This is a genomic window from Ottowia sp., from assembly GCF_035325765.1.
Classification (GTDB): domain Bacteria; phylum Pseudomonadota; class Gammaproteobacteria; order Burkholderiales; family Burkholderiaceae_C; genus Ottowia.
Genome location: NZ_DAOKZG010000030.1, coordinates 1 through 11834, shown reverse-complemented (window position 1 = coordinate 11834; position 11834 = coordinate 1). Strand labels below are relative to the sequence as shown.

Here is an 11834-nt window from a genome sequence, read left to right as displayed (position 1 = left end):
CCCAGGGCCCGATGAGCCGGACCGAGGCCTGGAAGGCCTGGGAAGAAAAGGCGCAACAGGACCTGGCAACGGCCGTTCAGCAGGCCGCAGCCACGAAGGACAAGGCGACGCAGCACGCGCGCATCAGCGCCTCGGTGTATTCGTCGCACGTGCCGGCGATCGGCGCGGCAATCGATCACGGCAAGACGACCGAGCCCTACTGGGCGCCGATGTTCCAGGGCTTCGAGTTCAGCAAGCAGTGGATGAAGGAGCACACGCCGGACGTGATCTTCCTCGTCTACAACGACCACGCGACCAGCTTCGACCTGCGCATGATCCCCACCTTCGCCATCGGCACCGCGGCCGAGTTCGAGCCGGCCGACGAGGGTTATGGCGCGCGCCCGGTGCCCAAGGTGATCGGCGCGCCGGAGCTGGCCTCGCACATCGCGCAGTCGGTGATCCAGCAGGGCTTCGACCTCACCATCGTCAACGACCTCAAGGTCGACCATGGCCTGACCGTGCCGCTGAACCTGATGTTCGGCACGCCCGATCAGTGGCCGTGCAAGGTGATTCCGTTTGCCGTCAACGTGGTGCAGTACCCGGTGCCCTCGGGCGCGCGCTGCTTCGCCCTCGGCCAGGCGATCCGCCGCGCCATCGAGAGCTTTGACCGGCCGCTCAACGTGCAGATCTGGGGCACTGGCGGCATGAGCCACCAACTCCAGGGCCCGCGCGCCGGCCTGATCAACCGCGAGTGGGACAACGCGTTCCTCGACCGCCTGATCGCCGATCCGCAGGACTTGTCGGCCATGCCGCACATCGACTATGTGCGCGAGGCCGGCAGCGAGGGCATCGAGCTGGTGATGTGGCTGATCGCGCGCGGCGCCATGGCCGACGCCGCTGGCGGTCCGGCGCCCCGGGTGGTGCACCGCTTCTATCACGTGCCGGCGTCGAACACCGCGGTCGGCCACCTGATTCTGGAAAACCAGGCCTGAGGACGCGTCCGGGCCACGCATCGAGGACAGACATGAGCAAGACAATCAAGGTCGCGCTGGCCGGTGCCGGCGCCTTCGGCATCAAGCACCTGGACGGCATCCGGAACATCGACGGCGTCGAGGTGGTGTCGCTGATCGGCCGGCGCCGGGACGCCACGCAGGAAGTGGCGGACAAGTACGGCATCGGCCATGTGGCGACCGACCTGGCCGAGAGCCTGGCGCTGCCCGAGGTCGATGCCGTGATCCTGTGCACGCCCACGCAGATGCACGCCGAGCAGGCCATCGCCTGCCTGCGCGCCGGCAAGCACGTGCAGGTCGAGATCCCGCTGTGCGACAAGCTGGCCGACGGCCAGCAGGTGGCCGCCGCGCAGAAGCAGGCCGGGCGCATCGCCATGGTCGGGCACACGCGCCGCTTCAACCCCAGCCACCAGTACGTGCACAAGAAGATTGCCGCCGGCAGCTTTAACATCCAGCAAATGGACGTGCAGACCTATTTCTTCCGCCGCAGCAACATGAACGCGCTGGGCCAGCCGCGCTCCTGGACTGACCACCTGCTGTGGCACCACGCGGCGCACACGGTCGACCTGTTCGCCTGGCAGGCCGGCAGCCCGATCGTGCAGGCCAACGCCATCCAGGGCCCGATCCATCCGGAGCTGGGCATTGCCATGGACATGAGCATCCAGCTCAAGGCCGCGAACGGGGCCATCTGCACGCTGTCGCTCAGCTTCAACAACGACGGGCCGCTCGGCACGTTCTTCCGCTACATCGGCGACAGCGCGACCTACATCGCGCGCTACGACGACCTGTTCACCGGCAAGGACGAGAAGATCGACGTGTCGAAGGTGGACGTGTCGATGAACGGCATCGAGCTGCAGGACCGCGAATTCTTCGCCGCCATCCACGAGGGCCGCGAGCCCAATGCCAGCGTGGCCCAGGTGCTGCCCTGCTACGAGGTGCTGCACCGGCTGGAGCAGCAGCTGGCCGGCTGAAGCGTCCGGTGCGCGAAACACGACAACCTACACCCACCGCTTAGGAACCGAGGAGACCGATATGAAACCCGTTGCACGCTTGACCAGGCTGGCGCTGGTGGCCAGCGTAGCCGCCGCGTTTGGCATCGCGCAGGCCAAGGACCTGACGATCGGCCTGATCATGCCGATGTCCGGCCCGTTTGCTGCGCATGGCAAGCAGGTGAAGAACGGCATCGACCTGTACCTGGCCGAGCACGGCGATACCGTGGCCGGGCGCAAGGTCAAGCTCATCGTCAAGGACGACACGGGCATTGCACCGGCGGTGGCCAAGCGCCACGCCCAGGAGCTGCTGGTGAAGGACAAGGTCGACGTCCTGGCCGGCTTCACGCTCACGCCCAACGCCTTCTCGGTGGCGCCGCTGGCAACCCAGGGCAAGGTGCCGATGGTGGTGCTGAACGCCGCCACCTCGTCGGTGACCGAGAAATCACCCAACATCGTGCGCGTGTCGATGACGCTGCAGCAGGACGCGGCGCCGATGGCGCGCTGGGCCTGGGAAAATGGCGTCAAGTCGGCTTATACCCTGGTGTCGGACTACGGTCCCGGGCACGACGCCGAGAGCGCGTTCCAGAGCACCTTCAAGGGCCTGGGCGGCAAGATCGCCGGCGAGGTGCGCACGCCCGTCAACACCCCCGACTACGCGCCCTTCCTGCAGCGCGTGCTGGATGCCAAGCCGGACGCCGTGTTCTTCTTCGTGCCCAACGGCGAAGACGGCGTCGCGCTGGCCAAGGGCTACAAGGAGCGGGGCCTGGAGAAGGCCGGCATCAAGGCGCTCGCCACCGGCGACGTCACCGACGAGGAGGAGCTCGCCGCCATGGGCGACGCCGCGCTCGGCATGATCACCTCGTTCCACTACTCGCAAGCCCACGATTCGCCCGAGAACAAGGCGTTTGTCGCGGCCTACGCCAAGGCCTACCCGAAGGACCGCCCGAACTTCCAGGCCGTCGCGGGCTACGACGGCATGCACCTGATCTACAGCGTGCTTGAAAAGACCCAGGGCGACGCCGGTGTCGACGCCTTCATTGGCGCGGCGAAGGGCATGAAGTGGGTCAGCCCGCGTGGCCCGATCGAAATCGATCCGCAGACCCGCGACATCATCCAGAACGTCTACATCCGCAAGGTCGAAAAAGTGGACGGCGTGCTGCAGAACGTCGAGTTCGCCACCTACGAGGCGGTCAAGGATCCGGGCAAGGCGGGCAAGTGAGCCCGGCGGCGCGCTCCATCACGACACGACTCTCGCCTCACCGGTCATGCAGTTCCATCACCACGGTTACGTCTCCGAAGACCCGCGCGTGCAGCCGGCGTCCGAGGTCGGATTGAACCGACCGGAGCGGATTCCAGACCAGGTCGACGTGCTGATCGTCGGCGCCGGCCCCGCCGGCATGATTGCCGCGGCGCAGCTGGCGCAGTTTCCCGGCATCACCACGCGCATCGTCGATCGGCGCGCCGGACGGCTGGAGATCGGCCAGGCCGATGGCATCCAGAAGCGCAGCGTCGAGACCTTCGCCGCCTTTGGCTTTGCCGACGAGATCGTCGCCGAAGGCTGCGAGGTGACGCAGACCGTGTTCTGGAAGCCGGACCCCCGGGATGTGGCGCGCATCGTGCGTGTCTCGCGCGAGCCCGAGGACGAGCGCGATGTCAGCGAGTTCCCGCACATCCTCGTCAACCAGGCGCGCGTGCTCGACTACTTCGGTCGCGTCATGGCGCAGGCACCCACGCGCATGAAGGTCGACTGGGGCCTGGAGTTCGAAGACCTGGAAATCTCCGAAAGCGGCGACCATCCGGTCACCGTCACCCTGGCGCACAGCGCGGGCGAACACATGGGCCACAGGCAGCTCGTGCGCGCGCGCTACGTGATCGGCACCGACGGCGCGCACAGCCGGGTGCGCGGCGCCATCGGCTGCAACTTCAGCGGCGGTGCGTCCAACCACGCCTGGGGCGTGGTCGACCTGCTGGCGGTGACCGACTTCCCGGACATTCGCACCAAGTGCGTGATCCAGTCGCACGACGCCGGCAACATCCTGCTGATTCCGCGCGAAGGGGGCTACCTGGTGCGCCTCTACGTCGACCTCGGCGACGTCGATGCGCAGGCGCGCAGCAGCATCCGCCAGACCCCGGTCGAGGAGGTCATCGCCCGTGCCCAGGCCATCCTGCACCCCTACACGCTCGACGTGCGCCACGTCGCCTGGTACAGCGTGTACGAGGTCGGCCACCGCGTTTGCGACCGCTTCGACGACGTGCCGCTGGACAGGATCGGCCAGCGTCTACCGCGCGTCTTCATCGCAGGCGACGCCAGCCACACGCACAGCGCCAAGGCCGGACAGGGCATGAACGTGTCGATGCAGGACGGCTGGAACCTGGCCTGGAAGCTCGGTCACGTGCTGGAAGGGCGCAGCCTCGAGGCGCTGCTCGCCACCTACTCGGCCGAGCGCCAGCGCATCGGCCAGGACATCATCGACTTCGACAAGCGCTGGGCCACCATGATGGCGACGCCGCCCGAGCAACTGGGCAACCCGCGCGAGGTCGAAGCCGCCTACGCCCAGATCACCGAGTTCGCGCAGGGCTTCATGACGCAGTACGCGCCCTCGCTGATCACCGGCGACGCCGGCCACGAGGCGCTGGCCGCGGGCTTTCCCATCGGCAGGCGCTTCAGGTCGGCGCGCGTGATGCGCGTCGCTGACGCCCGGCCGCTGCAACTGGGCCATGAGGCGCGCGCCGATGGCCGCTGGCGCCTGTACGTGTTCGCCGACCGCGCACCGATCGGAGACGATTCCCCGACGACGCGACTGGCGCACTGGCTGGCCGACTCGGCCGATTCCCCGCTGCAGGCCCAGCCAGGCGCTGCCGCCTGGTACGACGTCAAGCTGGTCTGCCAGCAGTCGCACACCGAGATCGACATCGGACGCGTGCCGGCGGTGTTCATGCCGCGCGTGGGCCCGTACGAGCTGGTGGACTACGAGCGCGTGTTCGCGTCGCTCGGCGGTGCGGACGACATCTTCGCGCAACGCGGCATCAGCCGTGATGGCGCGCTGGTGATCGTGCGGCCGGACCAGTACGTGGCCCACGTGCTGCCGCTTGCCGACACGGCCGAACTGGCCGCCTTCTTCCGCGGCTTCCTGCGCGGGCCGGGCTCGCAGCCCTCCTGAGCGTCTATGCTGTACGCCGCCCGATCCACCATTCACAACCCGAGGAGTCCTTCATGAGATTTGCCAGCAAAGTCATCCGCGCCGCCGCCATCCTGGGCCTGGGCGCAAGCCTGGGCCTGGCGCAGGCCGCCGACGACCTGAAGATCGGCCTAGTGCTGTCGCTGTCCGGGCCATTCGCCGACTACGGCAAGCAGATCAAGCACGGCATCGACGTCTACATGGCGCAGCATGGCGATACCGTCGCCGGGCGCAAGGTCCAGCTGGTGGTGAAGGACGACACCGGCATGGCGCCTGCCGTGGCCAAGCGCGCGGCGCAGGAGCTACTGGTGAACGACAAGGTCGACATCCTGGCCGGCTTCGACCTGACGCCCAACGCGTTTTCGGTGGCGCCGCTGGCAACGCAGGCCAAGGTCCCGATGATCGTGATGAACGCGGCGACCTCGTCGATCACCGAGAAGTCGCCGTATGTCGTGCGCGTCTCCATGACCCTGCCGCAGGGCGCGTGGGCGATGGCCAAGTGGGCCGCGGAAAACGGCATCAAGAGCGCCTACACGCTGGTTGCCGACTACGGCCCGGGGCACGATGCCGAGGCACAGTTCAAGAAGACCTTCACCGAACTGGGCGGCAAGGTGGTGGGCGAGGTGCGCACCCCCGTCAACGCCGCCGACTACGCGCCCTACCTCGAGCGCGTCAAGGACGCCAAGCCCGACGCCATGTTCACCTTCGTGCCGCCCGGCAGCTCGATGGTGGCGCTGATGAAGGGCTTTCGCGAACTGGGCCTGGAGAAGGCCGGCATCCGGGCCATCGGCCCGGGCGACCTGACCGACGAGAACGAGCTGGCCGCCATGGGCAATTCGGCGCTCGGCCTGATCACCGCGTTCCACTATTCGCAAGCGCACGACTCGCCCGAGAACAAGGCCTACGTCGCGGCCTACCTCAAGGCCTTCCCCAAGGACCGTCCCAACTTCATGTCGGTCGGCGGCTACGACGGCATGCACCTGATCTACCAGGTGCTCGAGAAGACCGGCGGCAACGCTGGCGGCGATGCCTTCCTGGCCGCCGCCAAGGGCATGAAGTGGACGAGTCCGCGCGGTCCGGTGCAGATCGATCCCGAGACGCGCGACGTCATCCAGAACGAGTACATCCGCAAGCTCGAACGCGTGAACGACACCCTGCAGAACGTCGAATTCGCGACCTTGGAAGCCGTGAAGGACCCGGGCAAGGCGGCCCAGTAGGATGCTCATCGCGGATCTCCGTTTGACCCCTGGTGCGTGCCGCTCGCACGCGCCGGGACCTGACACACACCGGAAGCACCATGACGATCATTTTTGACGGAATCGCCTTTGGCATGCTGCTGTTCCTGATCAGCGTCGGCCTGTCGGTGACACTGGGCTTGATGAACTTCGTCAACCTGGCGCATGGCGTGTTCGCCATGGTCGGCGGCTACGTCTGCGTGGTGCTGCTCAACGACTACGGCGTGCCGTTCCTGGCGACGATTCCGCTGGCGGTGATCGTGCCGGCGCTGGTCGGCGTGGTCCTCGAGCGCACGCTCTACCGCCACCTGTACGAGGCCTCGGACCTGGACCAGGTGCTGTTCTCGCTGGGCCTGGTGTTCATGGCCGTCGCGGCGACGCACTACTTCTTCGGCGCGCGCCAGCAGCCGCTGCACCTGCCGGAATTCCTCTCGGGCCAGATCCGGCTGCCGGGCATCGACATCGGGGTGTACCGCCTGTTCCTGGTGATCGCCGGCGTGGTGGTCGCCTTCGGCCTGCAATGGTCGGTGATCCGCACCTCGTTTGGCGCGCGCCTGCGCGCCGCGGTCGACAACCAGCGCACGGCGCGCGGCCTGGGCATCGACGTCGGCCGCGTGTTCATGCTGACGTTCGCGCTGGGCTCCGGCCTGGCGGGCCTGGGTGGAGCGCTGGGCGTCGAGATGCTCGGCCTGGATCCCGAGTTTCCGGTCAAGTACCTCGTGTACTTCCTGATCGTGGTCACGGTGGGCGGGGGTGGCAGCATCCTCGGCTCGCTCTATGCCGCCATCCTGCTGGGCGTGGCGGACGTGGCCGGCAAGTACTACGTGCCGCAGGTCGGCGCCTTCATCATCTACGCGATCATGGTGCTGATCCTGATCGTGCGACCGCAGGGCCTGTTTGGCCGTGCGCACAACTGAGCCGCTACCATGATGACCCCATCCCTTCGTGCCGCCGACGCGGGCGCGGCGCCCGCGCCGGCCGCTGCGCTCGACCGGTTCCGCCGGTCGCCGCGCTGGCAACCCCTGGAATACGCGTTCTGGGTGCTGCCGGTGCTGGCCTATTTCGCCTTTCCGGGCAACTATCTGCTGCTCAGCCAGATCGCCATCACCGCGCTGTTCGCGCTGTCGCTGGACCTGATCTTCGGCTACGCTGGCATCATCTCCCTGGGCCACGCGGCCTTCTTCGGGGTCGGTGCCTACTCGGCCTGATGGCCCAGCAGGGCTGGGGCGATCCGCTGGTGGGCCTCGTCGCGGGCGCGCTGCTGGCGGCGGTGGTCGGCTTTTTCAGCAGCTTCCTGCTGCTGCGCGGCAGCGACCTGGCGCGCCTGATGGTGACACTGGGCGTGGCGCTGATGCTGTATGAGCTGGCCAACAAGTTCACCGAGATCACCGGCGGGGTGGACGGCATCCCCGGCATCGAGATCGGTCCCGTGTTTGGCCTGTTCGAGTTCGACCTGTTCGGCCGCGTCGGCTACATCTATTCGGTGGTGGTGCTGTTCGTGCTGTTCTGGCTGGCGCGCCGCCTGGTGCATTCACCGTTTGGCCAGAGCCTGCGCGGCATTCACATGAACGCCCAGCGCATGCCCGCGCTGGGCGTGCCCATCAACCGACGCCTGGTGGCGATCTACACCATCGGCGCCGCGTTTGCCGGCGTGGCCGGCGCGCTGCTGGCACAGACCAACCAGTTCGTCTCGCTCTCGGTGCTCGGCTTCGAGAACTCGGCCGACCTGCTGCTGATCCTGATCCTGGGCGGCACCGGACGGCTCTACGGCGGGCTGATCGGCGCCATCGTCTTCATCGTCGCCAAGCACCTGCTGTCCGGCATGAATCCGCAGTACTGGCTGTTCTGGCTGGGCCTGGCGCTGGTGCTGCTGGTGATGTTCGCGCGCGGCGGCATCCTGGGCACGGCCGCCAAGTGGCAGGAGTCGCGCCGCCTGCGCGCGCGCGCGGCGAGCGCGGAGGCCGCGTCATGAGCACCGTGCTGCAGACGCACGAACTGGTGCGCACCTTTGGCGGCTTCGTCGCCACCGACCACGTCAACCTGGCGGTCGAGGCCGGCGCGCGCCACGCGCTGATCGGCCCCAACGGCGCCGGCAAGACGACGCTGATCAACCTGCTTACCGGCTATCTGGAACCCACCGAGGGCCGCGTGGTCCTGAACGGCGAGGACGTGACGCGCATGGCGCAGCACGAACGTTGCCGCCGCGGCCTGGTGCGCACCTTCCAGATCAACCAGCTGTTTGCCGACATGACGGTGCTGGAATCGGTCGCCATGGCGGTGGCCGAGCGCCACGGCCTGGGGACACGCTGGTGGAAGCCGCTGGCAGCGCAGGCCGAGGCGGTGGATGAGGCCGCACAGATCCTGCAGCGCCTGGGGCTGTTGTCCGACGCCTACGAGCGCACGCGCAACCTGGCCTATGGTCGCCAGCGCCTGATCGAGATCGCGCTGGCGCTGGCGCAGCGTCCTCGGGTGCTGCTGCTCGACGAGCCGGCCGCGGGCGTGCCGACGAGCGAGAGCCGCGAGCTGTTCGAGGTGATCGCGCAACTGCCGCGCGAGGTCACCATCCTGCTGATTGAACACGACATGGACTTGGTGTTCCGCTTTGCCGAGCGCATCTCGGTGCTGGTGAGCGGGGCCTTGCTGGTGGAAGACACGCCAGAGGTCATCGCGCGCCATCCGCGCGTGCGCCAGGTCTACCTGGGGGAGGGTTGACATGACCGAGCTATTGCGCGTCGAAAACGTCTGGGCCGGCTATGGCGACGCCATCGTGCTGGAAGACCAGTCGTTCACGCTGGAAGCCGGCAGCAGCCTGGCGCTGCTGGGTCGCAACGGCATGGGCAAGACCACCCTGCTCAGCACCCTGATGGGGGCGACGCGGCTGCGCCGGGGTCGCATCTTCTTCGATGGCGTCGACATCACGCGCCTGCCGAGCCACCGCCGGGCCTTGATGGGCCTGGGCTGGGTGCCGCAGCAGCGCGACGTGTTCGAGTCGCTGACAGTGGAGGAAAACCTGACTGTCGTGGCCCAGCCCGGCCCCTGGAACCTGGCGCGCGTCTATGAGATGTTCCCGCGCCTGCAGGAGCGCCGCACCAACATGGGCAACCAGCTCTCGGGCGGCGAGCGCCAGATGCTGGCGATCGGCCGCGCCCTGATGCTCAATCCCAGGCTGTTGCTGCTCGACGAGCCGCTGGAAGGGCTGGCGCCGCTGATTGCCCAGGAACTGCTGCACATCATCCACGGCATGGTCGACGCCGGCGACATGGCGGTGATCCTGGTCGAGCAGCACGCGCGCCAGATCCTGCCGATCACGCGCGACGCCCTGGTGCTCGAGCGAGGTCGCGTCGTCTACTCGGGCGACAGCGACGAGCTGCTGCGCGACAAGGCGCGGCTCGACGGCTGGCTTGGTGCCGGCTCGACTTCGGGCGCGCCGGCTGCGGCTGCGGCAACGGCCGCCGCGCCCGCCGTTCCGAGCGAGCGCATTCCGGCGATCGAGGCGATCCAGAACGAGCACCGCGCCGTCGCCGCCGTCCTGCATGGCCTCACGGCCGTCGTGCAGGGCATCGAGGAGGGGCGCATGGAGCCCAACTTCACCCTGCTGGCCAGCCTGATCCAGTACATCGCCGAGGTGCCCGACAAGGTGCACCACCCGAAGGAAAACCAGATCTTCGCCCTGCTGCGCACCAAGACACGCGAGGTCGACCCCTACCTCGACAAGCTGGAGGACGAGCACCGCGACGCCGACCTGATGACCAGCCGGCTCGATCGCGCCCTGGTCGCCTACGTGCAGGGCGGCGCCGAAGCCTTCCCGGCCTTTCGTGACGCCGTGCGCAGCTATATCGCCGATGAGTGGGTGCACATGGGCACCGAGGAGCGCCACATCCTGCCGGCCGCCCGACGCCTGTTCAGCCCCGAGGAGTGGGAGTCCATCAACCAGGACTTCGCGCGCAATGCGGACCCCTGGACCGGGACCGACAACCGCTACGCCGAACTGTTCAAGCGCATCACCAACCTGGCGCCGGCGCCGATCGGCGTCGGCAATCCGCGCGGCGGGTGAGGGGGCAGCGGCGGAGCTGCCCGGGCCCTCACCAGATCTGCCACCACGGCTTGTCGGGTGGCTGGAAGCCGCGTGCCAGGTACTGACTGTCGGGGTAGTTCTGGTCCAGCACGCGCCTGGCGTCATCGCGCAGCTCGTTCATGCCGAGCTTGTCGTAGGAGCGCGTCAGGATGTACAGCGCCTCTTCCAGCGCCGGGGCGTCGCGGTAGTCGGCGATGGCTTGCTGCGCGCGGTTGATCGCCGCCACGTAGGCGCCGCGCAGGAAATAGTAGCGGGCCACGTGCACCTCGTACTGGGCCAGGGCATTGACCGTGTAGCGCATGCGTGCGCGCGCGTCCGGCGCGTAGCGCGAGTCGGGGAAGCGCTTGACCAGCTCGTCGAACGACTCGAAGGCCTCCTTGGCCGCCTTCTGGTCACGCTCGGACAGGTCCTGGCGTGACAGGAAGGAGAACAGCCCGAGCTCGTCGTTGAAGTTGATCACGCCCTTGAGGTAGAGCGCATAGTCGATCGCGGGACTGGCCGGATGCAGGCGCATGAAGCGGTCCAGCGTCGCGACCGCCTCGGCTTTCTGGCCATCCTTGAACTGTGCATAGGCCTTGTCGAGCTGGGCCTGCTGGGCCAGCGGCGTGCCCGCCGCGCGGCCTTCCAGCGTTTCATACAGCGGTATCGCCTTGTCGTAGGCGCCCGAGTTGAGCTCGTCCCGGGCCTCGGCGTGGATGCGGTTCGGGCTCCAGCCAGCCGTGCGATCGACCGGCTTGGACGAGCATGCCGACAACAGGGCGGCAGCCATCAGGACCCCGGCGGCAGCCGCCGATAATCGGGCACGTTGCATCGGTGGCAATCCTCTTGAATCAAGCACGAACAATTATATCGACCACCCCCCCCTCGCCCATCCCGCCGGGGGCCGCCGAGGACGTCGAGGACGATGCCGCCGACCCCGGCCCGCAGGCCGAGCAGCGCGTGCTGTCCGTGCCCGCCGCGCTGCACGGACAGCGCCTGGATCGTGTGCTGGCGGCCCTGCTGCCCGAATTTTCGCGCAACCACCTGCGCCACCTGATCGAGGAAGGCGCCGTGCGACTGGACGGCGCGGCGGTCGGCAAGCCCGCGCGCAAGGCACTGGCCGCCAGCCGCATCGAGGTCGAACTGCGCCCCACGCCCGTCAGCCTGGCCTTCGTGCCGCAGGCGATGGCGCTTGCCATGCTGTACGAGGACGAGCACCTGGCGGTGATCGACAAGCCAGCCGGCCTGGTGGTGCATCCGGCGCCCGGCAACTGGAGCGGCACCCTGCTCAATGGCCTGCTCGCGCATGACGATCGCGCGGCCGCGCTGCCGCGCGCCGGCATCGTGCACCGCCTCGACAAGGACACCAGCGGCCTGCTGGTGGT

At 68.0% G+C, this 11834-nt stretch carries 10 protein-coding genes and 2 pseudogenes; 11 read left to right on the top strand and 1 reads right to left on the bottom strand.

What is annotated here, in order from left to right; genetic code table 11:
* Nucleotides 1–62: 62 nt before the first annotated feature.
* From PKA16_RS10565 to PKA16_RS10520, 10 genes and pseudogenes are all read left to right on the top strand, one after another.
* The gene (locus tag PKA16_RS10565) at nt 63–971 is read left to right on the top strand and encodes a class III extradiol dioxygenase subunit beta (protein WP_324403103.1); all 909 of its coding nucleotides are present in this window, start codon (nt 63–65) and stop codon (nt 969–971) included.
* A gap of 32 nt (nt 972–1003) precedes the next feature.
* The gene (locus tag PKA16_RS10560; protein ID WP_324403055.1) at nt 1004–1960 is read left to right on the top strand and encodes a Gfo/Idh/MocA family oxidoreductase; all 957 of its coding nucleotides are present in this window, start codon (nt 1004–1006) and stop codon (nt 1958–1960) included.
* Nucleotides 1961–2021: 61 nt separating this feature from the next.
* A complete protein-coding gene (locus tag PKA16_RS10555; RefSeq protein WP_324403053.1) occupies nt 2022–3200 on the top strand; it encodes an ABC transporter substrate-binding protein in 1179 nt (392 codons plus the stop codon).
* Nucleotides 3201–3246: 46 nt separating this feature from the next.
* The gene (locus PKA16_RS10550) at nt 3247–5142 is read left to right on the top strand and encodes an FAD-dependent monooxygenase (protein WP_324403051.1); all 1896 of its coding nucleotides are present in this window, start codon (nt 3247–3249) and stop codon (nt 5140–5142) included.
* Nucleotides 5143–5195: 53 nt separating this feature from the next.
* Nucleotides 5196–6377: an ABC transporter substrate-binding protein gene (locus tag PKA16_RS10545; protein WP_324403049.1), complete on the top strand. Its 1182-nt coding sequence runs from the start codon at nt 5196–5198 to the stop codon at nt 6375–6377.
* An 80-nt stretch (nt 6378–6457) separates the two neighbouring features.
* The gene (locus PKA16_RS10540) at nt 6458–7312 is read left to right on the top strand and encodes a branched-chain amino acid ABC transporter permease (RefSeq protein WP_324403047.1); all 855 of its coding nucleotides are present in this window, start codon (nt 6458–6460) and stop codon (nt 7310–7312) included.
* Nucleotides 7313–7324: 12 nt separating this feature from the next.
* Nucleotides 7325–8367, top strand: a pseudogene (locus PKA16_RS10535) (branched-chain amino acid ABC transporter permease).
* A complete protein-coding gene (locus PKA16_RS10530) occupies nt 8364–9107 on the top strand; it encodes an ABC transporter ATP-binding protein (protein WP_324403045.1) in 744 nt (247 codons plus the stop codon). The pseudogene PKA16_RS10535 and the gene PKA16_RS10530 overlap by 4 nt, the downstream one beginning before the upstream one ends.
* 1 nt (nt 9108) lies before the next feature.
* Nucleotides 9109–9774 (top strand): annotated as a pseudogene (locus tag PKA16_RS10525) (ABC transporter ATP-binding protein); the annotation flags it as partial.
* Complete coding sequence (locus PKA16_RS10520; protein WP_324403101.1) at nt 9763–10449, top strand: hemerythrin domain-containing protein; 687 nt, start codon at nt 9763–9765, stop codon at nt 10447–10449. The pseudogene PKA16_RS10525 and the gene PKA16_RS10520, both read left to right, overlap by 12 nt.
* Before the next feature lie 28 nt (nt 10450–10477).
* Here the strand turns inward: PKA16_RS10520 and PKA16_RS10515 are convergent, their stop codons facing one another.
* On the bottom strand, nt 10478–11281 hold the full coding sequence (locus tag PKA16_RS10515; RefSeq protein ID WP_324403043.1) for an outer membrane protein assembly factor BamD: 804 nt from the start codon (nt 11279–11281) through the stop codon (nt 10478–10480).
* Nucleotides 11282–11409: 128 nt separating this feature from the next.
* On the opposite strand from PKA16_RS10515, the gene PKA16_RS10510 reads away from it, so the two are divergent.
* Nucleotides 11410–11834 (top strand): RluA family pseudouridine synthase (locus tag PKA16_RS10510; protein ID WP_324403099.1); only part of this gene is annotated, 425 nt, incomplete at its 3' end.

What these genes read in the sequence shown, in the direction of transcription:
- PKA16_RS10555 (WP_324403053.1), top strand. Translation starts at nt 2,022, where the DNA reads ATGAAACCCGTTGCACGCTTGACCAGGCTGGCGCTGGTGGCCAGCGTA.
- PKA16_RS10540 (WP_324403047.1), top strand. Translation starts at nt 6,458, where the DNA reads ATGACGATCATTTTTGACGGAATCGCCTTTGGCATGCTGCTGTTCCTG.
- PKA16_RS10515 (WP_324403043.1), bottom strand. Translation starts at nt 11,281, where the DNA reads ATGCAACGTGCCCGATTATCGGCGGCTGCCGCCGGGGTCCTGATGGCT.
- PKA16_RS10545 (WP_324403049.1), top strand. Translation starts at nt 5,196, where the DNA reads ATGAGATTTGCCAGCAAAGTCATCCGCGCCGCCGCCATCCTGGGCCTG.
- PKA16_RS10560 (WP_324403055.1), top strand. Translation starts at nt 1,004, where the DNA reads ATGAGCAAGACAATCAAGGTCGCGCTGGCCGGTGCCGGCGCCTTCGGC.
- PKA16_RS10550 (WP_324403051.1), top strand. Translation starts at nt 3,247, where the DNA reads ATGCAGTTCCATCACCACGGTTACGTCTCCGAAGACCCGCGCGTGCAG.
- PKA16_RS10530 (WP_324403045.1), top strand. Translation starts at nt 8,364, where the DNA reads ATGAGCACCGTGCTGCAGACGCACGAACTGGTGCGCACCTTTGGCGGC.